Source organism: Brachybacterium phenoliresistens (assembly GCF_000576425.1).
Taxonomy (GTDB): domain Bacteria; phylum Actinomycetota; class Actinomycetes; order Actinomycetales; family Dermabacteraceae; genus Brachybacterium; species Brachybacterium phenoliresistens.
In genome coordinates this window covers 575,212-601,782 of sequence record NZ_KK069988.1, presented here as the reverse complement: position 1 = coordinate 601,782, position 26,571 = coordinate 575,212, and the positions used below count along the sequence as shown (strand labels likewise).

The 26,571-nt window shown below is 73.6% G+C and carries 23 protein-coding genes; 12 read left to right on the top strand and 11 right to left on the bottom strand.

Annotated elements, in window-relative coordinates; genetic code table 11:
- Positions 1-98 precede the first annotated feature (98 nt).
- Complete coding sequence (trpD, locus tag BF93_RS02740) at positions 99-1,181, top strand: anthranilate phosphoribosyltransferase (protein ID WP_038370350.1); 1,083 nt, start codon at positions 99-101, stop codon at positions 1,179-1,181.
- 37 nt (positions 1,182-1,218) lie between these two features.
- Here trpD and BF93_RS02735 read toward each other — a convergent pair whose 3' ends face one another.
- From BF93_RS02735 to BF93_RS02725, 3 genes are all read right to left on the bottom strand, one after another.
- The gene (locus BF93_RS02735) at positions 1,219-1,500 is read right to left on the bottom strand and encodes an Lrp/AsnC family transcriptional regulator (RefSeq protein ID WP_038370349.1); all 282 of its coding nucleotides are present in this window, start codon (positions 1,498-1,500) and stop codon (positions 1,219-1,221) included.
- Positions 1,501-1,596: 96 nt separating this feature from the next.
- A complete protein-coding gene (locus BF93_RS02730; RefSeq protein ID WP_038370348.1) occupies positions 1,597-3,264 on the bottom strand; it encodes a DEDD exonuclease domain-containing protein in 1,668 nt (555 codons plus the stop codon).
- A 79-nt stretch (positions 3,265-3,343) separates the two neighbouring features.
- Positions 3,344-5,155: an AMP-dependent synthetase/ligase gene (locus BF93_RS02725; protein WP_038370347.1), complete on the bottom strand. Its 1,812-nt coding sequence runs from the start codon at positions 5,153-5,155 to the stop codon at positions 3,344-3,346.
- A 168-nt stretch (positions 5,156-5,323) separates the two neighbouring features.
- Between BF93_RS02725 and BF93_RS02720 the strand changes: the two genes are divergently transcribed.
- Positions 5,324-6,259 carry an ROK family glucokinase gene (locus BF93_RS02720; RefSeq protein WP_038370346.1) on the top strand — a complete coding sequence of 312 codons (936 nt, stop codon included), beginning with the start codon at positions 5,324-5,326 and terminating at the stop codon, positions 6,257-6,259.
- Positions 6,260-6,296: 37 nt separating this feature from the next.
- Here BF93_RS02720 and BF93_RS02715 read toward each other — a convergent pair whose 3' ends face one another.
- Both BF93_RS02715 and BF93_RS02710 read right to left on the bottom strand, forming a co-directional pair.
- On the bottom strand, positions 6,297-6,812 hold the full coding sequence (locus BF93_RS02715; RefSeq protein WP_038370345.1) for a hypothetical protein: 516 nt from the start codon (positions 6,810-6,812) through the stop codon (positions 6,297-6,299).
- Positions 6,809-7,564, bottom strand: a complete 756-nt coding sequence (locus BF93_RS02710; RefSeq protein ID WP_051486429.1) for an alpha/beta hydrolase — start codon at positions 7,562-7,564, stop codon at positions 6,809-6,811. The genes BF93_RS02715 and BF93_RS02710 overlap by 4 nt, the downstream gene beginning before the upstream one ends.
- A 73-nt stretch (positions 7,565-7,637) precedes the next feature.
- On the opposite strand from BF93_RS02710, the gene BF93_RS02705 reads away from it, so the two are divergent.
- The gene (locus BF93_RS02705) at positions 7,638-8,351 is read left to right on the top strand and encodes a lysophospholipid acyltransferase family protein (protein WP_038370344.1); all 714 of its coding nucleotides are present in this window, start codon (positions 7,638-7,640) and stop codon (positions 8,349-8,351) included.
- Positions 8,352-8,427: 76 nt separating this feature from the next.
- Positions 8,428-9,810 carry a class II 3-deoxy-7-phosphoheptulonate synthase gene (locus tag BF93_RS02700; RefSeq protein WP_084148214.1) on the top strand — a complete coding sequence of 461 codons (1,383 nt, stop codon included), beginning with the start codon at positions 8,428-8,430 and terminating at the stop codon, positions 9,808-9,810.
- A 61-nt stretch (positions 9,811-9,871) separates the two neighbouring features.
- On the opposite strand, the gene pknB is transcribed toward BF93_RS02700, so the two are convergent.
- On the bottom strand, positions 9,872-11,935 hold the full coding sequence (pknB, locus tag BF93_RS02695; RefSeq protein ID WP_038370342.1) for a Stk1 family PASTA domain-containing Ser/Thr kinase: 2,064 nt from the start codon (positions 11,933-11,935) through the stop codon (positions 9,872-9,874).
- Between the two features lie 122 nt (positions 11,936-12,057).
- Here pknB and BF93_RS02690 point away from each other — a divergent pair, with 122 nt between their 5' ends.
- Positions 12,058-12,411 (top strand): Rv2175c family DNA-binding protein, encoded by a 354-nt coding sequence (locus BF93_RS02690; RefSeq protein WP_232226159.1) that lies wholly within the window; start codon positions 12,058-12,060, stop codon positions 12,409-12,411.
- A gap of 62 nt (positions 12,412-12,473) precedes the next feature.
- On the opposite strand, the gene BF93_RS02685 is transcribed toward BF93_RS02690, so the two are convergent.
- Positions 12,474-13,580: a polyprenyl synthetase family protein gene (locus BF93_RS02685; RefSeq protein WP_038370340.1), complete on the bottom strand. Its 1,107-nt coding sequence runs from the start codon at positions 13,578-13,580 to the stop codon at positions 12,474-12,476.
- A gap of 195 nt (positions 13,581-13,775) precedes the next feature.
- Between BF93_RS02685 and BF93_RS19485 the strand changes: the two genes are divergently transcribed.
- The 4 genes from BF93_RS19485 (at position 13,776) to BF93_RS02665 (ending at position 18,246) form a co-directional block, all read left to right on the top strand.
- Positions 13,776-14,942, top strand: a complete 1,167-nt coding sequence (locus tag BF93_RS19485) for a hypothetical protein (protein ID WP_038370339.1) — start codon at positions 13,776-13,778, stop codon at positions 14,940-14,942.
- Positions 14,943-14,989: 47 nt separating this feature from the next.
- Complete coding sequence (gene metX / locus BF93_RS02675; RefSeq protein WP_051486428.1) at positions 14,990-16,138, top strand: homoserine O-acetyltransferase MetX; 1,149 nt, start codon at positions 14,990-14,992, stop codon at positions 16,136-16,138.
- Positions 16,139-16,292: 154 nt separating this feature from the next.
- Positions 16,293-16,706 carry a universal stress protein gene (locus BF93_RS02670; protein WP_038370338.1) on the top strand — a complete coding sequence of 138 codons (414 nt, stop codon included), beginning with the start codon at positions 16,293-16,295 and terminating at the stop codon, positions 16,704-16,706.
- A gap of 136 nt (positions 16,707-16,842) precedes the next feature.
- The gene (locus tag BF93_RS02665) at positions 16,843-18,246 is read left to right on the top strand and encodes an RNA polymerase sigma factor (protein ID WP_084148192.1); all 1,404 of its coding nucleotides are present in this window, start codon (positions 16,843-16,845) and stop codon (positions 18,244-18,246) included.
- Positions 18,247-18,433: 187 nt separating this feature from the next.
- On the opposite strand, the gene BF93_RS19925 is transcribed toward BF93_RS02665, so the two are convergent.
- Positions 18,434-18,733, bottom strand: a complete 300-nt coding sequence (locus BF93_RS19925) for a CPBP family intramembrane glutamic endopeptidase (RefSeq protein ID WP_269518776.1) — start codon at positions 18,731-18,733, stop codon at positions 18,434-18,436.
- 71 nt (positions 18,734-18,804) lie between these two features.
- Positions 18,805-19,023, bottom strand: coding sequence for a DUF7455 domain-containing protein (locus tag BF93_RS02655; RefSeq protein WP_038370335.1), 219 nt, complete (start codon positions 19,021-19,023; stop codon positions 18,805-18,807).
- Positions 19,024-19,175: 152 nt separating this feature from the next.
- Between BF93_RS02655 and BF93_RS02650 the strand changes: the two genes are divergently transcribed.
- From BF93_RS02650 to BF93_RS02640, 3 genes are all read left to right on the top strand, one after another.
- On the top strand, positions 19,176-21,281 hold the full coding sequence (locus BF93_RS02650) for a DNA gyrase/topoisomerase IV subunit B (protein ID WP_038370334.1): 2,106 nt from the start codon (positions 19,176-19,178) through the stop codon (positions 21,279-21,281).
- 81 nt (positions 21,282-21,362) lie between these two features.
- Positions 21,363-22,148 carry an imidazole glycerol phosphate synthase subunit HisF gene (gene hisF / locus BF93_RS02645; protein WP_038370333.1) on the top strand — a complete coding sequence of 262 codons (786 nt, stop codon included), beginning with the start codon at positions 21,363-21,365 and terminating at the stop codon, positions 22,146-22,148.
- The gene (locus tag BF93_RS02640) at positions 22,145-23,086 is read left to right on the top strand and encodes a metallophosphoesterase (protein WP_051486427.1); all 942 of its coding nucleotides are present in this window, start codon (positions 22,145-22,147) and stop codon (positions 23,084-23,086) included. The genes hisF and BF93_RS02640 overlap by 4 nt, the downstream gene beginning before the upstream one ends.
- An 18-nt stretch (positions 23,087-23,104) precedes the next feature.
- Here the strand turns inward: BF93_RS02640 and BF93_RS02635 are convergent, their stop codons facing one another.
- Positions 23,105-24,013, bottom strand: coding sequence for a D-hexose-6-phosphate mutarotase (locus tag BF93_RS02635; RefSeq protein ID WP_038370332.1), 909 nt, complete (start codon positions 24,011-24,013; stop codon positions 23,105-23,107).
- 58 nt (positions 24,014-24,071) lie between these two features.
- On the bottom strand, positions 24,072-26,522 hold the full coding sequence (locus BF93_RS02630; RefSeq protein ID WP_038370331.1) for a DNA gyrase/topoisomerase IV subunit A: 2,451 nt from the start codon (positions 26,520-26,522) through the stop codon (positions 24,072-24,074).
- Positions 26,523-26,571: the final 49 nt, after the last annotated feature.

Genomic DNA, 26,571 nt, shown 5'->3' with positions numbered 1-26,571 from the left:
CGGACACCTGTCCGTGCCGGTGCGGCGCGGTGCCCCGGCAGGCCGTCCGGGACGGGACGATCGCGCCTGCGGCGGCCCGCGGATGCCAGAATGGCGCCATGAGTGCGACATCCCCCACGTGGCCGGTCCTGACCTCCCATCTGGTGCGCGGAGAGGACCTTCCCGCGGACTGGGCGGCGTGGGCGATGGGCGAGCTGATGGACGGGGCCGCCACCTCCGTGCAGCTGGCGGGCTTCCTGGTCGCCCTGGCCTCCAAGGGCGTCACCAGCGCCGAGCTCGCCGCGCTGGCCGATGTGATGGTCGAGCACGCGCGCCCCATCGAGGTGCCGCGCCACGCCGTGGACATCGTCGGCACCGGCGGGGACCTCGCCAGCACCGTGAACATCTCCACGATGGCCTCCGTGGTGATCGCCGCGACGGGCCGCCGGGTCGTCAAGCACGGCAACCGGGCCTCGAGCTCGCGCAGCGGCTCCGCGGACGTGCTCGAGGTGCTCGGCGTGCGCCTGGATCTGCCGGTCCCCGACGTCGCCGCGATGGTCGAGGAGGTCGGGATCACCTTCCTGTTCGCCGTGCTGTTCCATCCGTCGATGCGCCATGCCGCCGAGGCGCGCAAGGGGCTGGGCGTCCCCACCGTGCTGAATTTCCTCGGGCCGATCACCAACCCGGGACGGCCGCGGGCGGGCGCGGTGGGCGTGGCCGACGCCGTCATGGCCCCGACCGTCGCCGGCGTCTTCGCCGAGCGGGGGACGAGCGCCCTGGTGTTCCGCGGCCAGGACGGGCTGGACGAGATCACGGTGCAGTCGCCCAGCGACATCTGGGAGGTGCGGGGCGGCACGATCCGCGAGCACGTGCTGGACCCGGAGGCGCTGCTCGGGGTGCCCCGCAGCCCCATCGGCGCGCTGCGCGGCGGGACGGCCGAGGAGAACGCCGAGGTCGCCCGGCAGGTCTTCGCCGGGGAGCGGAGCGGTCGCATGGGCCCGATCCGGGAGGCGGTGCTGCTGAACGCCGCGGCGGGCCTGGTGGCCCACGACGGCATCGACCAGGGCGAGGACGACGGCTTCGCGGAGCGCTTCGTGGCCGGCTACCAGGAGGCGTCGGCCGCGCTGGACGCGGGCGCGGCGGCCGGCGTCCTGGAGCGCTGGGCGGCCGCCTCCCAGCGCGCCTTCGACGCGCAGCGCTGATTCCTGCGGGGCGGGGGCGGCCGCTGCCCGTGCTGCCTCAGCCGTCGATGCCCAGATCGAAGGCGGCGTCCAGGTCGGTCTTCGAGTAGGTCTTGAAGGCGATGTTCGTCGTCGTGTCCAGGACCCCCTCGACCTTCCCGATCCGGTCGGCGATGACGGCGGCGAGCTCCTCGTGCTCGCGCACCCGCACCACGGCGATGAGGTCCACGTCCCCGGTGACCGAGTAGACCTGGTCGACCGCGGGGATGTCGACGACCTGCTCGGCGACCTCGGGGATGAGACGGCCGTCGACGATGATCGAGACGATGGCGGTGATCATGGTGCCTCCTGCTGCGGGGTGGTGGGTGCTGCCGGCCGCGTCCTCGCGCGCCGGGGCGGGCGCCCGCGGCGGGGGATGATCGGCCCAGCGCCCACCCTAGTGCGTGCGTGCGTAGCTCTCCTGCAGCTGCGCCATGTCGAAGCGCGCCCGGGCGGGGGAGAGCCAGACGCCCTCGCGCAGGACGATCCGCACCCCGTCCTCGTCCAGCCAGCGCAGCAGCAGCTCGGTCTCCTGGTGGTAGCCCTGGCACATCGGCGTGCACAGCGCGGACTCGCCGGTCCCCGTCGCGGCGAGGGAGCGCGCCACCGGCAGGGGGTCGGCGGCCATCGGCACCATCGCCGCTCCGGCGAAGCGGCCGCCGCGCACGGCGAGCAGCTCCCAGCTGCGGGCCCCGCTGCGTCGGTCCTCGTGGGGCCGCGCGGCCACCAGCAGGTCGCAGGCACGGATCGCCCGCAGCCGCGCGGCGCGCTCGGCGGCCCGCAGGTACGTCTCGGCGAGGGAGCGCACGCGGGCCGCGTCCTCGTAGCGGCCGTCCGCGGAGAAGCGCCGCATCCGTGCGGTGGCATGGTCCACCACGGCCCGCGGGTCCTGGACCATAACCGTGCGCAGGGCCTCGTGGTGGGCGGAGGCGATCGTGCGGGCGGGGGACCGCCCCTCGAAGGCGGCGCCGCGCCCGAGGACGGCGTCGGACAGCAGCCCCCGCAGCGGCTCGACGTCGTGGCGCGAGCGCAGGGGGCCGATGTGCGCGGAGCCGTCGGACTCGTCCCGGGCCAGGCGCGCGGCCCGGAGCCCCTCGGCGCCGGGACCCAGACGCAGCCACAGCGCCTTCTCCGGCTTCAGCCCGTGCCGGTTGGCCGGCGGCTGCTCGGCGGCGATGGTGCGCAGCTCCCGCACCGAGGCCTCGAGGGCGCTGGCGCAGGAGATGGTCCGGATGCGCTGGGCGCGCGGCAGCATGTCCAGCACCTTGCGCCGCCGCTCGGAGGCGGAGAAGTAGGTGCGCACCCGGGTGCGCAGGTCCCCGGAGGTGCCCACGTACAGCACCTGGTCCCCCTCGCCGAGGAACTGGTAGACCCCGGGCCCGGCGGGGACGTCGGCGGCCAGGTGCCGTTTGCGCAGCTGCACGGGGGCGACCGTGCGATGCGCCGAGGCGAGGTCCTCGAGGGTGCCGGCGCGGTGCGGGCCCAGACGCTCGATGATCGCGTGCAGGACGTCCACGGTCGCCCTCGCGTCCGAGAGGGCCCGGTGGTCCGGGGCCACGCTCGCACCCACATGCGCGGCCAGGGTCGAGAGCTTGTGGTCGCGCACCTCGTCGCGACCGAACACCTGCCGCGCCAGCAGCAGGGTGTCCAGCACCTGCGGGTCGGGCCAGCCCACGCCGATGCGGGCGGCCTGCGCGCGCAGGAAGGACACGTCGAAGCGGGCGTTGTGCGCGACGAGGGCGGCGTCGTGGGCGAAGTCCAGGAACATCGGCAGTACGGCCTGGATGCGCGGCGCTCCGGCGACCGTGGCGTCGCTGATCCCGGTCAGGCTCGCGACGTAGGCCGGGATGGGGCGCTCGGGATCGACGAAGGAGCGGAACTCGCCGAGCACCTCCCCGCCGCGCAGCCGGACCGCCCCGATCTCGGTGATGGCGTCGTGCGCGGGGTCCGTGCCCGTGGTCTCGAGGTCCACCACGACGAGCTCCGCCTCCGGCAGGGGGGTGCCCAGGTCCTCGAGGGAGAGCTGCCCGCGCAGGCGGCGAGGTCGACGGGTCGGGGAGCTCATGCCCGCAGGATACGGCGGCGCCCCGACATCCGGCCGGGGGCCGGAGGGCGGGGCGCCGGTGCGGCGGGGCCGCGCGGGATCAGGCGGTCGGCGGCTTCGTGCCGGAGTAGATCCGCTCGATGATCTCCGAGTAGTCCTTGCTCACGACATTGCGCTTCAGCTTCAGCGAGGGGGTCAGGTAGCCGTTCTCCTCGGTGAAGTCGGTGTCGATGACCTCGAAGGTGCGGATCGACTCGGCGCGCGAGACCGCCTCGTTGGCCGAGTCCACGGCCCGCTGCAGCTCGGCGCGGACGGCCTCGTTGCCCGCGGCCTCGGCCACCGACAGCTCGGGCTGGTCGTGGTTCTTCAGCCAGGTGGGGAGCATCTCCGCGTCCAGGGTGAGGATCGCCGCGATGAACGGCTTCTGGTCGCCGACCACCATGCACTGGCTGATCAGCGGATGGGCGCGGAGGCGGTCCTCGAGCACGGCCGGGGAGACGTTCTTGCCCCCGGCGGTGACGATCAGCTCCTTGGAGCGCCCCGTGATGGAGAGGTAGCCGTCCTCGTCGAGGGACCCGATGTCCCCGGTGTGGAACCAGCCGTCCCGGAGCGCCTCGGCGGTCGCCTCGGGGTTGCCGTGGTAGCCCTTGAACACGACCACGCCCTTGACCAGCACCTCCCCGCTCTCGGAGATCGCGACGGTGACGCCGGGCAGCGGCGGTCCGACCGTGCCCGGCCGCGGGTCCCAGGGCGGGTTCACGCTGACCGGCGCGGTGGTCTCGGTCAGGCCGTAGCCCTCCAGGATCGTCACGCCGATGCCGCGGAAGAAGTGCGAGATGCGCTCGCCCAGGGGCGCGCCGCCGGAGACGCTCCATCGCACCTGCCCGCCCATGGCGTCGCGCAGCTTCCCGTAGACGAGCTTGTCGAAGACGGCGTGCTTGGCCTTCAGCACGGGGGAGACCCGGCCGGCCGACAGGGCCTGCGAGTAGGAGACGGCGGTCCTGGCCGCCAGCGCGAAGATCTTCCCCTTGCCGCCGGCGATGGCTTTCTGCTCGGCACTGTTGTAGACCTTCTCGAACACCCGCGGGACCGCCAGCAGGAACGTGGGCCGGAAGTCGGCCAGGTCGCCCAGCAGGTTCTTGGTGTCCGGGGTGAAGGCCGTGGTCGCACCGGCGGCGACCTGGGTCACCGAGAGCAGGCGCGCGAAGACATGGGCCAGGGGCAGGAACATGAGCGCCCGGGAGCCGGGCGGCAGCACCGACTCGCCGAACTGCGTGATCGCGGCGCGGGAGGTGTCCACGAAGTTGCCGTGGGTGAGCTCGGCGCCCTTGGGGCGGCCGGTCGTCCCGGAGGTGTAGATGAGGGTCGCCGTGTCCGCGAGGGTGCGGGCGGTCCGGGCCGCCTCCAGGTCCGCGTCGTCGATCTCCGCGCCGGAGGCCGCGAGGGCGTCGAGGTCGCCGTCGTCGATGGTCCAGATCTGCTCGAGGGCGGGCAGCTCGCCGCGCACGGAGGCGAAGTCCTGCGCGTGGCGCGTGCTCTCGACGATCGCGAACCGGGCGCCGGAGTCCCCGGCGATCCACTGGACCTGCGAGGGGGAGGAGGTCTCGTAGACGGCGACGGACACGCCGCCGGCGAACCACACGGCCCAGTCCGCCAGCACCCATTCGTAGCGGGTGCGCGACATGATCGCGACCACGTCCCCCTGCTCGAGGCCCGCGGCGAGGAGGCCCTTGGCCAGCGCCCGCACCGCACCGAGGAACTGCGCGGAGGTCATGGGAACCCGGCGGCCGTCGGCCCCGGCCACCTCGAACAGGGCGATCCCGGGGTACTGCCGATGCCGTTCGAGGAGGAGATCGGTGGCGTTCTCGTCCTCCCGGCTCGTGTGCTTGGCGGGTGTCCCGAACTCTCTCACGGAATCTCCTTCGACGAGGTCACGGCTGCGGACGATGTCCGATGCGCGGACACCGGCGTCGGCGCACGGCGCGAATCACAGTGTAGGCCAGCGGCGCTCTAGCATGGTCCCGTTCAGGGCCCCGTCGGGCCGCCCCGGCCCGTCCGGCCACTGCGGAAGGAAACGCACATGCTCTCCATCGGCGTCGACATCGGCGGCACCAAGATCGCGGCGGGAGTCGTCGACGAGGACGGCCGCATCCTCGACCGCACCACCCGGCGCACGCCGGCCACGGACCCGGAGCTGATCGAGGACGCCGTGGTCGACGCCGTGCGCGAGCTCCAGGCCTCGCACCAGGTCGTCGGCGTGGGCATCGGCGCCGCCGGATTCGTCGGCTCCGACCGGCGCACGGTCGTGTTCGCCGCGAACCTCGCCTGGCGGGACTGCGCGCTGGCCGATGACGTCGAGTCGCAGCTGGACCTGCCGGTCGTGGTGGAGAACGACGCCAACGCGGCGGGCTGGGCCGAGTACCGCTTCGGCGCGGCCCGTGACTCGCGCAACATGCTCATGCTCACCGTCGGCACCGGCCTCGGCGGCGCGCTCGTCCTCGAGGGCGGCCTGGTGCGCGGCGAGGGCGGCTTCGCCGGCGAGGTCGCCCACATGACCGCGGTGCCCGATGGGCAGTGGTGCGGCTGCGGCCGCCAGGGATGCCTGGAGCAGTACACCTCCGGGACGGCGCTGGTGCGCTCGGCGCGCCGCCGTGCCCGGACCGGACACGAGCTCTACGCCCCGCTGCTGGCCGCGGCGGACGGCGACCCGAAGAAGATCGACGGCCCGCTGATCACCCACCTCGCCGAGCAGGGCGATGCGGGCGCTCGGGCGCTGCTGGCCCACCTGGGCGAGTGGCTCGGCTTCGGGGCCGCGAGCATCGCGGCCCTGCTGGACCCGGGGACCATCGTGATCGGCGGCGGCGTCTCTGCGGCGGGCGATCTGCTGCTGGACCCCGCGCGCGACGCCTACGACCGCCACCTCACCGCCCGGGCGCATCGGACCCTGGCCCCGTTCGTCGTGGCCAGCACCGGGAACGAGGCCGGGATGATCGGAGCGGCCGACCTGGCCCGCTGAGCCCTCGTCCGCGGGGTCGGGCGGCCCCGGCCCCGCGCTAGACCTGGGCGCCGTCGTCGAACGGGTCCCGGCCCCGGGGGACCCGCAGCAGCAGGGCCACCAGGCCGCCGACGGCGATCGCCCCGCCCAGCGGCCCGCACCAGGACGGCAGCAGGTCGGTGGTGGCCGTCAGCAGGAGCATGACGACCCCTGCGATCAGCGCGCCCCAGGCCCACATCGCCCCGTCCGACGGCGGGGCGATGTCGGGGTCCGGCGGCTCGAAATCCCCGAGCAGGACGTCGTCGTCCGCGTCCTCGGGCGAGCTCTCCGGCGGCAGCCGCCGGGAGGACGGGTGCGCCGCCCGCGCCCGGGCGCGGTGGGCCTCCCGCTCCTCGGGCGTCGGCGACGGCGGGGAGTCCGCGCTGCCCGAGGACGCCGGGGGCAGGGCAGGAGGCTCGTGCGGGGCGGTCCCGGGGCGCAGGGCGAGCCCCTCGTCGTTGAGGATGCGGGCGAACTCCGCCGCGATCTCGTCGTCGTCCCGATGGGGAGGACGGGCGGATGGCCGTTCGGTCATCGGGGCGTCTCCTCGAGGAAGCGCAGCGAGGCCTCGAAGAAGCGCGGGGCGTCGTGATCGAGGGTCGCCACGTGATGGCTGTCGGGAAGGCGCAGGCGCTCCACCGCCCCGCCGACCCGCGCGGCGATGAGGTCGCTGTCGCGCGGATCGACGACATGGTCCTGCGGGGAGGTCGCCAGGAGCAGGGGAGTCCTGACGCGGTGCAGCGCGCGGCGCACCTGCGCGGTGAGCGCCCGCAGCTGGGCGACCGATCGCAGGGGCGTGCGCTCATAGGCCTCCTCGATCTGCCCCGGGGCGGCGATGTCCGAGGCGATCGCCGGCAGGGAGCGCACCAGGGGCCACAGGACGGGCGCGAGGACTGCGGCCCGGGGCACCGTCGCCGCGGGGTTGACCAGCGCCAGAGCCCGCAGGCGCGGCGCGATCATCGGGTCCTGGGCCAGGGCGAGGGACAGCGTGCCGCCCATGGACATCCCCGCCACGGCGATCCGCTCGTGCCGCTCGAGCAGCTCCAGCGCCGCCTGCCGGACCTCGCCGTACCAGTCGTGGCGGGTGGTGCGGGTCATCTCCTGCCACGTGGTCGCATGGCCGGGCAGCAGAGGCAGGGACACCTCCCACCCCGCGGCGGCGTGGTGCTCCGCCCAGGGGCGCATCGACTGCGGCGCCCCGGTGAACCCGTGGCACAGGAGGAGCCCGCCGCGCGGGTTATAGTCGCCTCGCATGCGCCAGGGGCGGGACAGTTCGCTGAACGCCATGGGTCCATCGTCGCACCCCAGGACGCCGATCGCATGCGGCCCGCTCCCTGCGACCCCTCGAAGGTGCCCCCAGATGCTGTATGAGCTCGCGAAGCCGCCGGTCGCCGCCGTCATGCGGCTGGTCTGGGCCCCGCGGATCCGCGGGGCGGAACGGATCCCGCGCACGGGTGCGGTGATCCTGGCCAGCAACCACCTCTCGTGGGCCGACACCGTCTTCCTGCCCGCGCAGCTCGAGCGGACCGTGCACTTCCTGGGCAAGGCGGATCTCTTCCATGGCCGCTCCGTGCCGGCCCGGATCATCGGGGCGATCATGCGCCAGCTGCGGGTGATGCCCGTGGACCGCTCCGGCGGCGGCGCCGCGCAGGGCGCGATCGACGCCGGGCTCAGCGTGCTGGTGCGCGGCGACGTGCTGGGGATCTACCCCGAGGGCACCCGCAGCCCGGACGGGCGGCTGTACCGGGGCAAGACCGGTGTCGCCCGCCTGGCGCTGGCCTCCGGCGCCCCGGTCGTGCCGGTCGCGATGATCGGCGCCTTCGAGGCCAGCCAGGGCCGCCTCCTGCCGCGCCGGCGGCCCCGCATCGTCGCGCTGGTCGGGGAGCCGGTCGACGTGGAGGGCGTGATCGCGCGCAGCGCCGGGCTGTCCGAGGCCGAGGTGCTGCGCCGCGTCACCGACGAGGTCATCGCGGCGATCCGCGCGATGTCCGGCCAGGAGTACGTCGACGAGTACGCGACCGTGGTCAAGGCGCGGCAGAAGGCGGCGTCGCAGGACGGGTCCCGGGACGCCTGAGCCGTCCGCGTCCAGCGCCCGGGCCCGGCACGGGACGTGACGCCCGATCGCCTACCCTGGTGGGGTGAACTCATTCCTGCGCGACAGCCCGGCCCGGGCGCACGACTTCGACCTGTCCGCCTCCAGCGACGAGCTGGCGGCCCTCGGCTCGTGGCGCGAGCTGCCCCGTGTCCAGCAGCCGACGTGGCCCGACGAGGCCGAGCTCGGCCGGGTCTTCGGCGCCCTCCGCTCGGCTCCGCCGCTGGTGTTCGCCGGCGAGGTCGACGTGCTGCGCCATCGACTGGCGGCCGCCGCCACGGGCGAGGCCTTCCTCCTGCAGGGAGGAGACTGCGCCGAGACGTTCGAGGACTCCAGCGCCAACCGGATCCGCAACAAGATCCGCACGATCCTGCAGATGTCCGCCGTGCTCACCTACGGGGCCTCCGTGCCCGTGGTGAAGATGGGCCGGATGGCCGGCCAGTTCGCCAAGCCCCGCTCCGCGGACACCGAGACCCGGGACGGGGTCACCCTGCCCACCTACCGCGGCGACGCGGTCAACGGCTACGCCTTCACCGAGCAGTCCCGGGTCCCGGACCCGGAGCGGCTGTGGAAGACGTACACCACCAGCGCCCAGACGCTGAACCTCCTGCGCGCGTTCACCAGCGGAGGCTTCGCCGACCTGCGCGAGGTGCACTCCTGGAACCAGGGCTTCATCTCCGGGCCGGGGTACGACCGGTACGAGCAGCTCGCCGCGGAGATCGACAAGGCGATCCGCTTCATGGCCGCGATCGGCGCGGACTTCGACGCGCTCAAGGTCGTCGAGTTCTACTCCTCGCACGAGGCGCTGCTGCTGGACTACGAGGAGGCGCTCGCCCGCATCGATTCCCGCACCGGTGAGATCTACGGCTGCTCCGGCCACTTCCTGTGGATCGGCGAGCGCACCCGCCAGCTGGACGGGGCGCACGTGGAGTTCATGTCCCGCATCCGCAACCCGATCGGCGTGAAGCTCGGGCCGGAGGCGAGCGTGGACGACGCGCTGCGGCTGATCGACAAGCTCGACCCCGAGCGCGAGCCCGGCCGCCTCACCTTCGTCACCCGCATGGGCGCCTCGAAGATCCGCGAGCGCCTACCGCGCCTGGTCGAGGGCGTGCGTGATGCCGGGGCGCAGGTCGCCTGGGTCACGGACCCGATGCACGGCAACACCATCACCTCCTCCAACGGCTACAAGACCCGCCGCTTCGAGGACATCGTGGACGAGGTCGTCGGCTTCTTCGAGGTGCACCGTGCCGCGGGCACGGTTCCGGCCGGGCTGCACATGGAGCTCACCGGCGACGACGTCACCGAGGTCCTCGGCGGGGCCGGGGAGATCGACGAGGCCGGGCTCGAGCGCCGCTACGAGACCCTGGTGGATCCCCGCCTGAACCACCAGCAGTCCCTCGAGCTGGCCTTCCTCGTCGCGGAGATGCTCGGCAGGCGCTGACCCGCGCCGCCCGGGACGGGCCCTCCTGCCGCGCGGCGGGAGGGCCCGTCCGCGTCCGGGTTCAGGGGAGCGTGATGGTGACGGTCGAGCCCTTGGCCAGCCGGGTCCCCTCGACCTCGGACTGCGCGGACACGAGGGCCGTGGCGGGGGTGCCGGCGGGCTTGCTCACCACCACCTGCAGGCCCGCCGCCTCCAGGGCGGCACGGGCCTCGGCCTCCGTGCTCCCCGTCACCGCGGGGACCGTGACCAGCTCCTGCCCCTTCGAGATCACCAGCGAGACGGTGTCCCCGCGATGCAGCGTGCCGCCCACGGGATCCTGGGAGATGATCGCACCGCGCGGCACGGTCGCGGAGAACGCCCAGCTGGTGGTCACCTGCAGGCCGGCGTCCTCGAGCTGTGCGGTCGCGGTGTCGTAGCCCTTGCCGCGCTGGTCGGCGACCGGGATCGGTTCGCGGCCCTGCGAGAGGACGACGGTGACGACGCCCCCGGCGGGCAGGGCCTCGGCATCGCCCGGGGTGGACTGGGAGATCACCGAGCCCTCGGGGACGTCCTCGGAGTAGGCGGGCTCGCCCTGCGCGAGGACGAACCCCGCGTCCTCGAGGGCGGCGGTGGCGGTCTCCAGGTCCTGGCCGGTGACGTCGGGCACGGCGAAGGTCTGCGGCCCGGTGGACACGATGATCGTCACCGGGGTGTCGCGCTTGATGACGGCGCCGGGCTCGGGGGAGGCGGAGATGATCTCCCCGGCCGGGACCGAGTCGCTGAACTGCTCCTGGGTCCGCGTGCCGAGGTCCCGCGAGGCGAGCTCCGCCTCGGCGTCCGCGAGCTGCTCCCCCTGGAGCACGGGGACGACGCGGTCGCCGCCGGGGCCCGCCGTCGCGTACCAGCGCCATCCGGCGAGGCCCGCCCCGGCCAGCAGGGCCAGGACCGCGGCGAGCCCGAGGATGCGCACCGCCGGCGAGGGGCCGCGCCGCGGCACGGCGAGATGGCGGCCGTCGGGGACGCGGGGGAGCGGGACGTGCAGGTCCACGGCGCCCAGATCCGCGTCGTCCGGCCCGTCGGGATCCCGGCCCGCGGGGGCGCCGGCCGCGGCCTCGCCGTCCGCGCCGGGCTCTGCGTCGCCCAGCGACCGCTGCGCCCGGGCGGCGAGCCCCTCCGGGAAGGAGCGCACGGCGCCGTCCTGGGCGAGGTCGACCTCGTCCAGGCTCGCGGTCAGGTGCGGCAGGTCCTGGGTGTGCACCCGCTCGGCGGTGAGCGGTGCCGCGTCCAGCACGCTGTCGGGGACGGTGCGCAGGAGGTCCCGCACGCTCTCCAGCGCCTCCTCGGCGCTCGCCGGACGCGAGGAGGGGGTGCGCGCGCAGCACCAGGTGACCAGGGAGTCCACGCCCTGGGGGACGTGCGGAGCCCGCAGCGAGGGGGCGGGGATGTCCTCGTGCACGTGCTGGAAGGCGATGTGCACCGCCGCCTCGCCGGTGTAGGGCTGCGTGCCCACGAGCATCTCGTAGAGCACCACGCCCAGGGAGTAGAGGTCGCTGCGCTCGTCGCTGACCCCGCGCGTGACGACCTCGGGGCTGACGTAGGCGACCGTGCCCAGCAGGGTCCCGGTCGCCGAGGACGCGGCCGTGCCGATCAGCCGGGCGAGCCCGAAATCGGCGACCTTCACCTGGCCGTCGTCGGACAGGAGGATGTTCTCCGGCTTGATGTCCCGGTGCACGATGCCGGCGCGGTGGGCGGCCGAGAGCGCCTCCAGCACCGCCCCGGTCACCTCGAGCGCGTCCCGGACCGTCAGCTGGCCCTGCCGGGAGATGCGGTTGCGCAGCGTCCCGCCCTCGACCAGCTCCATGGCCAGGTAGATGCGGTCTCCGTCCTCGCCCTGGTCGAACACGCCGACCACGTGACGGTGGGCGAGACGGGCGACGCTGCGCGCCTCCCGGGCGAACCGGCGGCGGAACTCCTCGTCCACCGCGAGGTGGGGATGCATGATCTTGAGGGCGACGCTGCGGTCCAGTCGCTGGTCGTGCCCCCGATGCACGGAGGCCATCCCGCCCCGGGCGACGAGCTCCCCGACCCGGTAGCGGCCGTCGAGCAGCATCCCGGTGTCGGGAGAGGTCGTCGGCTGAGCGCTCACGCTGCCACTGTAGGTCCGTGCGCGGCGAGGATCCCCGTGCGACACAGCGGCGCGCACGTTTCCCTCACAAGCCCCCCACCTCCGGGCCCCGGGGACGCCGCCGGATGTGGCACCCTGGTGCGGTGAACGCTCTCGACTCCCTCATCCCCGCGTGGCTGAACCTGCCCGATGCCGCCGAGAAGCTCGGCGTGGAGGTCTCCAAGGTCCGCCGTCTGATCGACGAGGGCCAGCTCATCTCGATCCGCCGCGGCGATCCCGTGGTCCGCTCCGTCCCCGCGGAGCTGATCGTCGACGGGGAGATCGCCCCGCACCTGGCCGGGACCATCACCGTCCTGCGCGACGGCGGCTTCGCCGACGAGGAGATCCTCGCCTGGCTCTTCACCGAGGACGAGACGCTCCCCGGCCGCCCCATCGACCATCTGCGCCGCGGGCAGCGCGGCGAGGTGCGCCGACGGGCCCAGGCGCTCGCCTTCTGACCTGGGCGCTCCGCCTCAGGAGGGCCGCCCAGGCGCTCGCCTTCTGACCTGGGCGCTCCGTCTCAGGAGGGCCGCAGCACCGACAGGTCGGTGGCCGCGTCCGCGAGGGCGCCGAGCCCTGCGCGGCCCAGCGGGCGGAGCAGGTCGTCCGCGTCCATCAGCGCCGCCGCCTCCCGGGCCAGGCGCTCCACGTCCGCCCGCACGCTGTCCACGGCTCCGGTGCCCACCAGCACCGCATGGGCCGCGGCGATCGCCTCGGGATCCGCGGACGGATCGCCGAGCGCGGCCTCCAGCGCCGCGCGCTGGCCCGCATCGGCGGCCTCGAGCGCCCGGGCGAGGACGACCGTGCGCTTCCCCTCGACGATGTCGCCGCCCACGGGCTTTCCCGTCCGCTGCGGGTCCCCGACCACGCTGAGCAGGTCGTCCCGCAGCTGGAACGCGGTGCCGATGGCGACGGCCCAGCGCTCCAGCAGGTCGAGCTGCGGCGTGCTCGCCCCCATCAGCGCGGCCCCCATGCGCAGCGGTCGCAGGACGGTGTAGGGGACGGTCTTCCACCGGATCACGGCCATCGCCGCCTCCTCCGGGGTGCCCGCCGAGGCGAACCCCCCGGCCTGGTGGAGGACGTCCAGGTACTGCCCGCCCATGACCTCGGTGCGCAGCAGGTCGAACTCCTCCCGCCCGGCGACGGCGTGATCCCGGTCGATCTCGGAGAAGAGCTGCTCGGACCAGGCCAGGGCGAGGTCGCCCAGGATGATCGCGAAGGCCTCGCCGAAGTCCTCGGAGCTGCCGGAGAGCGCATCGGCGCGGTGGCGGGCGGCGGCGGCCATGTGCGCGGCGGGCCGGCCGCGGCGGGTGGGCGAATGGTCGATCACGTCGTCGTGCAGCAGCGCCGCGGCCTGGACCAGCTCGATGGCGGCGCCGGCGCGGGCGAGGTCGGCCGCGGCGCCGTCCGAGAGCTCCGCCCCGTGGACGGCGACCCCGCCCCAGTAGCAGAACAGGGGACGCAGCATCTTGCCGCCCCCGAGGTAGGCCTCGAGATCCTCGTCCATGCGCAGGACCTCCGGCGCGACGGCGGCCATCACCTGGCGCTGCCGGTCGAGGTGGGCGCGCAGCTGCTCGCGCACCGCGGCGACGGCGCGCTCGGACAGGACCTCGGGGTGGTCGGGCATGCAGGGCTCCTTCGGAGATCGGACGCGCTCGATCCTCCCACGCCGCGGCGGGAGCATCGGCCGCCGCGGGGCCGAGCGGCCGGGGCGCGGGTCGCTCCTCCTCCCCATCGGCCGCGCAGCAGCCGGCACGGGCCGGTTGTCCACAGAGCCGGCCCCGGGCCCGCGGGGCAGCGCGGGATCCGGGATCGTCTCGGTATGAGAACTTCGCAGCGCACCGCGCAGACCCCCGCCCGGACGCTCCGGGCAGACTCCCCGGCCGAGCTCCTGGCCGAGGCCCGGATGGCCATGGGCGCCGTCGCCCGCGACTGCCTGATCCTCATCGGGCACGCCGGCCGGCGCTCGAGCCCCGTGGTCACCCGCATCCCCGTGGAGGACCACGGCGGACCGCAGGCCGAGCTGGTCGAGGACCTGCTGGACCAGATGGCGCGCCAGGGCTGCACGGGCGCCTTCGGCCTGGTGGTCCTCGGCGACGGCTACGAGAGGGGCCCCCGTGAGGCCGATGTCGCCGAGGCGATCGGCTGGTGCGCTCTCGTCCTCGCCACGGCGAGCGAGCGCGCGCCGCACCCCTTCGACATCCCCGAGCTGTGGGTGCTCGCCCACGAGCGGGCGATCGACGTCCTCCTGCGCCCGGTCCCGGGGGCCGGTCGAGGGGAGGAGCCCTCCTTCGATCTCGCGATCGGCCCTCCGGAGGTCCTGCCGCCGCTGGACTCCACCCTCGTGGCCGCGCAGGCCGTTGCCGAGGGGCGCACGCTGCCGGTGGACCGCCCCCAGGTCGAGGCCGCGCTGGAGGAGGCCCGGCCTCGGATCGCCGCCCTGCGCGGACGGCTGCCGGCGCCTCCGCTGGAGCTGGCCTGGGAGCGGGCCCTGGCGGCCCTCTCGCGCCTCGCGCGCGGGGCCCACCGGCCCGGCACCGACGAGCACATGACGGACTGTGAACACGTCGCGGCGTTCCTGGATCTCTGCGATGCGGTCGATGCGATCGACACGCTCCTGGCTCTCGCGTTCCCGTCCCACAAGGGCCGCGAGCTCAGCTCCGGTGCCGGCGTCGACGCCATGCTGACGGACCCGTCGGCGCGACCTCATCAGCGCATCTGCGCAGGTGGTCACTGGTATGAAGGGCTCGGGACGCTGCGTCGGCTGGCCCGGGATCCGCAGGGGACGGGAGGGCCGGGCCATGCCGACCAGGCATGGGTCTCCCTCACCTGCGTGCTGTCCGTGCTCGCCTGGTGGAACCTGCGGTACGCCACGGCGGCGGAGCTCGCGCAGGAGGTGCTGGAAGACCTGCCGGACCACGGTCTGGCACTCTGTCTGGACCAGATGACCATGGCCCCGATCCGGCCGGCATGGCATGCGCGCACCTGAGCCGCCGCAGCCGCCGTCCCGTCGGAGCCGCCGAGGAGAGGGGCGCGATGACGACCGTGCAGCCACGCACACAGCTCGTTCCCGCCTCCGGTGCCTGGACCCCCGACCAGGGGCCCGGCGCACGTCTCTTCGCCCCGCTGGGCGACCTCCCGCTGGAGTCGGGGAGCGTGCTGCCGGACGTGACCCTCGCCTACGAGACGTGGGGCGAGCTGTCGCCCGCGGGCGACAACGCCGTCCTCGTGCTCCATGCCCTGACCGGGGACTCCCATGTCCGGGGCCCCGCCTCGGCGGCGCACCCCACCGCCGGCTGGTGGGAGGAGCTGGTCGGCCCCGGGCGCCCGGTGGACACCGACCGCTACTTCGTCGTCGCCCCCAACGTGCTCGGCGGCTGCCAGGGCTCGACCGGCCCCGCCAGCCCGGCGCCCGACGGCCGGCGCTGGGCCTCCCGCTTCCCCGGCATCACGGTGCGCGACCAGGTCGCCGCCGAGGCCCTGCTGAGCCGGGCGCTGGGGGTCTCGCGGTGGGCCCTGGTCATCGGCGGGTCCATGGGCGGGATGCGGGCCCTGGAATGGGCGGCCACGCTGCCGGATCAGGTCGAGCGCCTGGCCGTGATCGCGACGAGCGCCCGGGCCAGCGCCGACCAGATCGCCTGGAACAGCGCCCAGCTGGCCGCGATCGAGGCCGACGGCGGCTTCCTCGGCGGCGACTACTACGACCAGCCCGACGGCTCCGGCCCGCACCGCGGCCTCGGCGTCGCACGGCGGATCGCGCACACCACCTACCGCAGCGCCCTCGAGCTCGAGGAGCGCTTCGGCAACCGCCTCCAGCCCGGAACGGACGGGCGCGAACGGCCCGACTATCCGCAGGTGACCAGCTACCTGGACCACCATGCGACGAAGCTGGCCCGCCGCTTCGACGCGAACTCCTACCGCGTGCTGGTCCGGACCATGAACAGCCATGACGTGGGACGCGGTCGGGGCGGGACGGCTGCGGGCCTCGCCCGGATCACCGCGCGGACCCTGGTCGTGGCGATCGAGTCCGATCGTCTCTTCCCGGTCCCGCTCGTGCGGGAGATCCGCGACGGCGTGCCGGGAGCGACCTGGAGGGTCGAGACCTCGCCCATCGGCCACGACGCCTTCCTGGTGACCAATCCCGATCTGGAGCGGTGGATCGCCCATCTCCTCGAGGACGCCTGAGCCGGACCCGGAGCACGGCCGTCGCACCGGTGCGACGGCGTCGTGCCGGGAGCGCTAAGCTGGGGGCCGATCGGGTCGCGCGGACGGCGCAGGTGTGCGACCGTGCACCCGGCCGGTGACCGTCCGGAGCACGTCGAAGGGGAGCCGATCGAACATGAGCATCGTGGTGGGATATGCACCGTCCGCGCAGGGCACCGCCGCCCTGCGGGCCGGGATCCGCGAAGCGCGCAGCCTGAAGGAGGATCTCGTGGTCGCGGCCTACGCCTACCACGACCCCGAGCGGGGCAAGACCGTGCCGACCGAGGAGCAGGTGCGCGCCGAGGTCGACCAGCTCGCCGAGGGCGAGCTGCCCCCGATGCGGGTCCTGTCCAGCACCTGCGACGACGCGGGGGAGTTCCTGCTCGAGGCGGCCCAGAAGGTCTCCGCGAGCCTGCTGGTGATCGGACTGCGCCGCAAGTCGCCGATCGGCAAGCTGAACCTCGGCGCCGCAGCCCGTCGCGTGCTGCTCGGGGCGCCGTGCCCCGTCCTCGCCGTCAAGGATGCGGCGCGCAGCCACGCCGCCGCCTGATCCTCGTCCCGCGCCGCCCGCTGCCGGTGACGACGCCGCAGCGCCCACGGCCGATCCCCGCCCGTGACCCGCGGCCCCTCCGGACGGAGGGCGGTGGGAATAGGAACGCCCTCGTGGCGTTATACTTGTCAGGCCCATGCGCACCGTCCGTCAGAGCGCCGCGAGTCCGTGTCCCCCTGCTCGCGCCCACGCCGGTGCCCTGAGCCTCGCCGACCACCGAACGCCTGTGCACTGCGAGGCAGCCCTCGCTCTGCCCGCCGGAAGAAGGAACTGCGTGACCCCTCCCACGAAGACCAAGACCACCTCCACCTCGCGGAGCACGAGCACCTCGACCCCCGCCGGGGAGGACGCGGCCGTGTCCGAGGAGCAGCCCGGGAAGTCCGCTGCGGCGAAGAAGGCCCCGCGCAAGGCTCCTGCGAAGAGGACCAGCAAGGCCGCCGCGGCCAAGACTTCCGCCTCCGAGGCCCCGGACGGGGCCGAGGAGCCGCGCGAGGACGAGGTGACCGAGGACGAGTCCAAGGATTCCAAGGACACGGCGGCCAAGGACACCGAGGCCGAGGCCGCCGGCGGCTTCGTCTTCACCGCCACCGACGACGACGCCCCGGCCCAGCAGGTCGTCACCGCCGGCGCGACCGCCGATCCGGTCAAGGACTACCTCAAGCAGATCGGAAAGGTCGCCCTGCTGAACGCGGCCCAGGAGGTCGAGCTCGCCGAGCGCATCGAGGCGGGCCTTTTCGCGGAGCAGCAGCTCAAGCGCGACGAGTCGATCGTGCGCACCAAGGCCGGCCGCGAGCTCGCGATCATCGTCGAGGACGGCCGCGCCGCGAAGGATCACCTGCTCGAGGCGAACCTCCGCCTGGTCGTCTCCCTCGCCAAGCGGTACACCGGCCGCGGCATGCTGTTCCTGGACCTGATCCAGGAGGGCAACCTCGGTCTGATCCGTGCGGTCGAGAAGTTCGACTACACCAAGGGCTACAAGTTCTCGACCTACGCGACGTGGTGGATCCGTCAGGCGATCACCCGCGCCATGGCCGACCAGGCCCGCACCATCCGCATCCCCGTGCACATGGTCGAGGTCATCAACAAGCTCGCCCGCGTGCAGCGCCAGATGCTCCAGGACCTCGGGCGCGAGCCCACCCCGGAGGAGCTCGCCAAGGAGCTCGACATGACCCCCGAGAAGGTCGTCGAGGTCCAAAAGTACGGCCGCGAGCCCATCTCCCTGCACACGCCCCTGGGCGAGGACGGCGACAGCGAGTTCGGCGACCTGATCGAGGACTCCGAGGCCGTCGTCCCCGCGGACGCGGTGAGCTTCACCCTCCTGCAGGAGCAGCTCCACTCGGTGCTGGACACCCTCTCCGAGCGGGAGGCGGGCGTCGTCTCCATGCGCTTCGGCCTCGAGGACGGCCAGCCCAAGACCCTCGACGAGATCGGCAAGGTCTACGGCGTGACCCGCGAGCGGATCCGCCAGATCGAGTCGAAGACGATGAGCAAGCTGCGTCACCCCTCGCGGTCGCAGGTGCTGCGCGACTACCTCGACTGAGCTCCTCGCCGCACGCATGACCCAGCAGGCCGGGCACCCTTCGGGGGCCCGGCCTGCTGGCATCGGGAGCCCGGGCGGCACCCGTCGGCGCACGGAAGGGCCTCGGGATCGGGGCCGGAAGGCCCCGGGGTCGGGGCGGGACGCGCACGGGGTCGGGGCGGGAGCCGCACCGGCGGTCCGCCCTCGATCAGCCGGCCGCGATCGCGACGAGGACGAGCGGGGCGTCGACGAGCAGGTGCACCACCATGCACATGCCCAGGCTGCGCCAGCGCAGGTACACCAGCCCCAGCAGCAACCCGAGCGGCATCACGACCCCGACCACGTGCGCCGGGCTCCACGACCCGGCGTGGGCGAGGGTGAACGCGATCAGGGGGACCAGCACGGCCGCCCAGGACGGGAACCGGCGGCGCAGCAGCAGCTCCATCGGCACCGCGCGGAAGATGACCTCCTCCGTGACGGCTGCCGTGAGGACTCCTGCGACGAGCAGCCCCAGGGGAGGGCGCCGAACGCACGAGGGCCCCGCACCGGGACGGTGCGGGGCCCTGCGGGGGAGGACGATCAGTCCTCGACGGGCTCAGGCTTGGCGTGCAGGCGCTCGGTCTCGTCGATGACCTCGGAGGCGAGGGGCTGCAGGGCATCGGCATGCGCACGCGCATGGTGCCCGCAGAACATCAGCTCGCCCCCGGCGGTGAGGACGACCTTGACGTACGCCTGGGCGCCGCAGCGGTCGCAGCGGTCGTCGGCGGTCAGTCGCGGAGCTTCGAGGGTCATGTTCATGCCCCACATTCAAGCACCCCGCGCGGCCGCGCACACGGATGCGGGGCCCCGGTTCGCTCACCGCGCAAACCGGACACCGCGGAGGTAGCCCGCGTCACGCCGAGGCAGGTCGTTCCCGGGTTCGGGGGCCGGCGCGCCGTAGAATCGGCCAGGTGACTCCTTCCATCTCTGCGTATGACGCCCAGCACCTGCAGGTGCTCGAGGGCCTCGAGGCGGTGCGCAAGCGCCCGGGCATGTACATCGGCTCGACCGACTCCCGCGGCCTCATGCACTGCCTCTGGGAGATCCTCGACAACGCCGTGGACGAGGCGCTCGGCGGCTTCGGCCAGGCGATCCGCGTGATCCTCCACGACGACGGCTCCGTCGAGGTCCACGACCGCGGGCGCGGCGTCCCGGTGGACGTGGAGCCCCGCACGGGGCTGACCGGCGTCGAGGTGGTCTACACCAAGCTCCACGCGGGCGGGAAGTTCGGCGGCGGCTCGTACGCCGCCTCCGGCGGCCTGCACGGGGTGGGCGCCTCGGTCGTCAACGCCCTGTCCGCGCGGCTGGACGTCGAGGTCGACCGCTCCGGCAAGACCTACGCCATGTCCTTCCAGCGGGGCGTGCCCGGCGTCTTCGACGACTCCGTCGCCGCCGGACCGGACGCCCCGTTCACCCCAGCGGACGGCCCCGCCGAGCTGCGGATCGTCGGCAAGGCCAAGCGCGGCGTGACCGGCACCCGGGTGCGCTACTGGGCGGATCCGCAGATCTTCGTCAAGGGCAGCCACTTCTCCATCGAGGAGCTCTCCCGCCGTGCCCGCCAGACGGCCTTCCTCGTGCCCGGCCTCGAGGTGACCGTCTCCGACCAGCGCCCCGAGCGCACGCCGGAGCAGCCGGAGAACCGCACCTACCGCTACGAGGGCGGCATCGCGGAGTACGTCGAGTACCTCGCCCAGGACGAGCGGATCACCGACGTGATCCGCCTGACCGGCACGGGCGACTACACCGAGACGATCCCGGTGCTGGACGCGCAGGGGCACATGGTCTCCACGGACGTGGAGCGGCAGTGCGAGGTCGACATCGCCCTGCGCTGGGGCGCGGACTACGAGACGACGCTGCGCTCGTACGTGAACATCGTGGCCACCCCCAAGGGCGGCACGCACGTCGCCGGCTTCGAGCAGGCCCTGGTCAAGACGCTGCGCAAGCAGATCGAGAACCAGGCGCGCCGGGTGAAGTTCAACGCGAAGAACGAGAAGATCGAGAAGGACGACACCCTCGCGGGGCTCACCGCCGTGATCACCGTCCGGATCGACGAGCCGCAGTTCGAGGGCCAGACCAAGGAGATCCTGGGGACCCCGGCGATCCGCGCGATCGTCGCCCGGGTCGTCGAGGAGCGCCTGACCGAGTTCCTCACCTCCTCGAAGAAGGGGGAGAAGGAGCAGGCCGCCCTGGTGGTGGACAAGGTGGTCTCGGAGATGCGCGCCCGCATCGCCGCGCGCATGCACAAGGAGGTCTCGCGGCGCAAGAACGCCCTGGAGTCCTCGACCATGCCCACCAAGCTCGCCGACTGCCGCTCCACCGACGTCGAGCGCAGCGAGCTGTTCATCGTCGAGGGCGACAGCGCGCTGGGCACCGCGAAGAACGCCCGCAACTCCGAGCATCAGGCGCTCTTGCCGATCCGCGGCAAGATCCTCAACGTGCAGAAGGCGTCCATCACGGACATGCTCAAGAACACCGAGTGCGCGGCGATCATCCAGGTGATCGGCGCCGGGTCGGGACGCACCTTCGACCTCGAGGCCGCCCGCTACGGCAAGATCGTGATGATGACCGACGCGGACGTCGACGGCGCGCACATCCGCACCCTGCTGCTGACCCTGTTCCACCGGTACATGCGGCCCCTGGTCGAGGCCGGCCGCGTGTACGCCGCGGTCCCGCCGCTGCACCGCGTGGAGATCATCCACGGCGGATCGAAGAAGAACGAGCTCGTGTACACCTACACCGAGACGGAGCTCAACGCGCTGCTGAAGAACCTCGAGAAGCGCGGCAAGCGGTACAAGGAGCCGATCCAGCGCTACAAGGGCCTGGGGGAGATGGACGCGGACCAGCTCGCGGACACCACCATGGACCCGGCGCACCGGACTCTGCGCCGGGTGCGGATCGAGGACGCCGAGGCCGCCGCGACGATGTTCGAGCTGCTCATGGGATCCGAGGTGGCCCCGCGCAAGCAGTTCATCATCGAGGGCGCCGAGGAGCTGGACCGCGAGCGCATCGATGCCTGAGCCCGCTGCCGCGGCGACCTCGGCGCCGGCGACACCGACCCCGGGCGCAGCCCCGATCCCCGCGATGCCCCAGGAGGAGCGATGAGCCTTGCCGTGCGAGTGATCCCGTGTCTGGACGTCGACGACGGCCGCGTCGTCAAGGGCGTCAACTTCCGCAACCTGCGCGACGCCGGGGACCCGGTCGAGCTGGCGGGCCGCTACGAGGCCATGGGAGCCGATGAGCTGACCTTCCTGGACGTCACCGCCTCCAGCGGAGGCCGCGCGACCATGCTCGACGTCGTCTCCCGCACCGCCGAGCAGATCTTCATCCCGCTGACCGTCGGCGGCGGGGTGCGCACCCCGGCGGACGTCGACCAGCTGCTGCGGGCCGGCGCGGACAAGTGCGGGGTGAACACCGCCGCGATCGCCCGCCCCGAGGTCATCACCGAGATCGCCGAGCGCTTCGGGAACCAGGTGCTGGTGCTCTCGATCGACGCGCGCCGCGTCACCGAGGACACCCCCGACGGACCGGCCCGCACCGGCAGCGGCTTCGAGGTCACCACCCACGGCGGCCGCCGCGGCACCGGCATCGATGCGCTCGAGTGGATCGCGGAGGTCACCCGGCTCGGGGCCGGGGAGATCCTGCTGAACTCCATGGACGCCGACGGCACCGAGGATGGCTTCGACCTGGAGCTGATCCGCGGTGCGCGGGCCGCGACGACGCTGCCGCTGATCGCCTCGGGAGGAGCGGGCACCGCCGCGCACTTCCCGCCCGCGGTGGAGGCGGGGGCCGATGCCGTCCTCGCCGCGAGCGTCTTCCACTTCGGCCAGATGACGATCGGCGACGCCAAGGACTCCCTGTCCGCTGCGGGCATCCCCGTGCGGTGACCGCTCCGCTGAGCACCGCCGCCCCGCAGATCGGGCCCCGGCGCCCGCGCGGGCGCCTCGGCCGGGCCCTGCTGCGCTCGAGCGTCGTCGGGGCGCTGCTGGCGGCCCTGGTGGGCGGCTGGCTGGTGTGGGACAACCATCGCCTGGTGACCACGCAGGTCACCGTCGCCGCGGCGACGCTGCCGGAGGAGTTCTCCGGCTTCCGGATCGTCCAGGTCTCGGACCTGCACTCCCGCAGCTTCGGGGAGGACAACGCCCGGCTGGTCGAGGCGGTCCGGCAGGCCCGTCCCGACGCGATCGCCGTGACCGGCGACGTCGTCGACCGCACCAGTGCCGGCCCGGAGGTGGCCCTCGACCTCGTCGAGGACCTCACCCGGATCGCCCCGGTCTACTACGTGACCGGCAACCATGAGGAGAAGTTCCCGGCCACGCCGGAGCTCCTGCACGGTCTCGAGGCGCGCGGGGCGGTGGTGCTGCGCGGCGACGCGGTCGTGCTGCAGCGCGAGGGGGCACGCCTGGCGATCGCCGGGATCGACGACCCGCGCGTCCTGGCCCCCGGGGAGCAGCGCCCGGAGGGGACCGAGCAGCAGCGCACCCAGCGTCGCCTCCAGGCGCTGCGCGAGGACCTCGACGCCGCGGCCGGGACAGGAGGAGCACCGTTCACGGTGCTCCTCTCCCACCGGCCCGAGATGATCGACGAGTACGCGGCGGCCGGCATGGACGTGGTGCTGGCCGGCCACGCCCACGGGGGCCAGGTGAGGCTGCCGCTGATCGGCGGGCTGATCGCCCCGGACCAGGGGCTCCTGCCGCGGTACACGGAGGGCGTCCACCGGCGCGAGGGGACGGCCCTGGTGGTCAGCCGCGGCCTGGGCAACTCGGTCGCGCCGATCCGTGTCAACGACCCGCCGGAGCTGGTGGTGCTCACCCTCGAACGCTGAGCGGCGGGGCCCCGGCGCTCAGCGGGAGGAGACCTCGTAGCGTGCCTGCAGGTGATGGGTCTGGCCCGGCTCGAGGTGCACGGCGCCGTCCTTGGCGACCGCGGTCTCCACGCAGAGGAACTGCTGCCAGGCGTCCAGCGGCATGTCCGACAGGTGCGCCGCTCCGTCGCTCCACGGGTTCCACAGCACTGTGCGGGTGGAGCACTTGGGGGTGATCACGATGTCGCGCTCGAGGACCTCGTCGTGCACGGTCACGGGGCCGTCGACGTCGTAGACCCGGTCCACGGGGCCGGTCAGCTGCGGTTCGCCGTCCTGGGTGAGCTCGCGCAGGTCCTGGAGGTTGTCGAGATAGCGGGCGCCGGCCAGACCGTGCAGGCGGGTGGCGCGCACGTCCCCGACCGAGAGGTACGTGTGCAGCGCCGCCTCGAGCTCCAGCGGCGCGCTGCCGGCGGTGATGTCCAGGCGCACCTGCAGGTGGTCCACCGCGATCGCGAAGTGGACCTGGGCGCTGATCCCGTCGCCGGCCGGGTCGTCGTCGACCAGGCCCAGCGTGATGGCGACCGAGTCGGAGTGGACCACATCGGCGTCCTCGTCGGCCCAGCCGTGGAAGCGCTCGGCGGAGACGAGATCCCAGCGTCGGCGCCGCAGCCAGCCGTGGGCCGGCGCGGAGCGGCCGTCGCGGCCCGGCCCGAACCACGGGCCGATCAGGGGGATCCCGCCGCGGATCGGCTCGCCCTCCGCGTACACCGCGTCGGGGCTGGTCCACAGCACGTCGTCCTCGCCATCGGGGACCCAGCTGGTCAGGTGGGCGCCGTCCCGATGGATGACGGCGGTGCAGGCGGCGATCTCCACCAGCACCGCAGGCGTGCCGTGCACGTCCTCGAGCCGGACGCCGCGGGGCAGTTCGGTCGTCGTGTTCTCGTCCATGCCCCTATGGTCCCACTCCGGCGCGATCGCCGCGGCCGGTCCGCGCCGATCAGGGCGGTCAGCCGACGGCGGCCACGGGAACCGCCACCGGGGTGCCGGACCCGTCGCGGCGCCCCACGGGCTCCGGGAGGTCGATCGGCTGTCCCGACTCGGAGCATGCCCGGGCGGGGGAGGGCACCACCCAGGCGCCGATCAGCACGTCCTCGCCGCGCAGGAAGCGGTGGCAGCGCACGCCGCCGGTGGCACGCCCCTTGGCGGGGAACTCGGTCAGGTCCGAGACCTTCAGCGAGCCGGTCTGCGTCCCCGGCAGCGCCTGCGAGGTGCCGGCGATGGTGACGACCTCGGCCGGGCGGGTGACGTCGACGGCCGTGAACGCCACGACCGTGGCGCCGGCGGAGAGCTTGATGCCGGCCACGCCGCCCGCGCTGCGGCCCTGCGGACGCACCCCGGAGGCGGGGAAGTGCAGCAGCTGCGCATCGGAGCTGACCATCACCAGGTCCAGATCGGTGTCGTCCTCGATGTCGACCACGCCGACGACCCGGTCATCGCCCTTCAGGCCGATGATCTCGAAGCCGTCCGAGCGCGGGAAGTCCAGGGAGACCCGCTTGACCACGCCGTCGCGGGTGCCCAGGGCCAGGCAGCCGCCGCGGGCGCGGTCCTCCTCGCTCGCCCGCACCAGGGCGATGACCTTCTCGTCCTTGTCCAGGGCGAGCAGGTCCGACAGCCGCGTGCCGCCGGCGAGGGAGGGCGCTGCCGCCGTGGGGGCGAGGGAGGGGAGGTCCACCACCCCGAGGTGCAGCAGGCGGCCGCGGTCGGTCACCGCGCCCACCTGCGAGCGGGTCGTGGTCAGCACCTGGGAGACCAGGACGTCGTGCGCGGAACGGCCGCCCTCCCGGGGGATCTCCGCGTCCCCGGCGGTGCGGGCCACCAGGCCCGAGCCGCTGAGCAGCACGCGGCACGGCTCATCGGCCACCTCGAGCGAGGAGCTCTGCGGCGCGGGCTGGGCGCCGGCCTCCAGCAGCACGGTGCGCCGCGGCGTGCCGTGCTCGGCGGCGACGGCCGCGAGCTCGGCGGAGACCAGATCGCGCAGCACCTGCTCCGAGCCGAGGATCCGTTCGAGCTCCTCGATCTCGGCCCGCAGGGAGTCCCGCTCGCTCTCGAGCTCGAGACGGGAGAACTTCGTCAGGCGCCGCAGCCGCAGCTCGAGGATGTACTCGGCCTGCGCCTGCGAGAGGTCGAAGGCGGACATGAGGGCGGTGCGGGCCCGCTCGCCGTCGTCCGCCGCGCGGATGATCTGGATGACCTCGTCGATGTCGAGGATCGCGATGAGCAGGCCCTCGACCAGGTGGAGGCGGTCCTGCCGGCGGCGCAGACGATGCTCCGTGCGGCGCCGCACCACCACCAGGCGGTGATCGACGAACACCTCGAGCAGCGACTTCAGCCCGAGGGTGCGGGGCTGTCCCTCGACCAGCGCCACGTTGTTGATGCCGAAGGAGTCCTCCATCGGCGTGTACCGGTACAGCTGCTCGAGCACGGCCTCGGGGTTGAAGCCCGACTTCACGGTGAGCACGAGGCGCAGGCCGTGGTGCCGGTCGGTGAGGTCCTGGTAGTCGCTGATGCCCTGGACCTTCTTGGACTGCACCGCATCGCGCAGCTTCTCGGCGACCTTCTCCGGGCCCACCTGGTAGGGCAGCTCGGTGACGACGATGCCCTTCTTGCGGCTGGTGACGTTCTCGATGCGGGTGGTGGCACGGACCTTGAAGGATCCGCGCCCCGTCCGGTACGCGTCGCGGATCCCCTCGAGGCCCACGATCCGGCCGCCGGAGGGCAGGTCCGGTCCGGGCACCAGGCGCATGAGGTCCTCGAGGGAGGCGTCCGGGTGGGCGATCAGGTGGCGGGCCGCCGCGATCACCTCGACGAGGTTGTGCGGGGGCATGTTCGTGGCCATGCCCACCGCGATGCCGGAGGCCCCGTTGACCAGCAGGTTCGGGAACTGGGCGGGCAGCACCTCGGGCTGGGTGAGCTGGTTGTCGTAGTTCGGGATCATCTCCACGACGTCCTCGTCCAGCGAGTCCGTCATGAGCGTGGCCGCGCGGGCCGGGCGCGCCTCCGTGTAGCGCGGCGCCGCCGGCCCGTTGTCGAGGGAGCCGAAGTTGCCGTGCCCGTCCACCAGCGGCAGGCGCATGGAGAAGTCCTGCGCCATGCGCACCAGGGCGTCGTAGATCGCGGTGTCGCCATGGGGGTGCAGCTTGCCCATCACCTCGCCGACCACGCGCTGGCTCTTGACGTGCCCGCGGTCGGGCCGCAGGCCCATGTCGTCCATCATGTAGAGGATCCGGCGCTGCACCGGCTTGAGGCCGTCGCGCGCATCGGGCAGGGCCCGCGAATAGATCACCGAGTAGGCGTACTCGAGGAACGAGCTCTCCATCTCGCTGGTGACGTCGACATCGACGATCGTCCCGTCGGAGTTCTCGTCCGCCGGAGCCGGGGTTCTGCGCGAAGTGGCCATAGCCGCTATCCTGCCTCACCGCCGCGCCGGATCGCGGCAGGTGACGCCG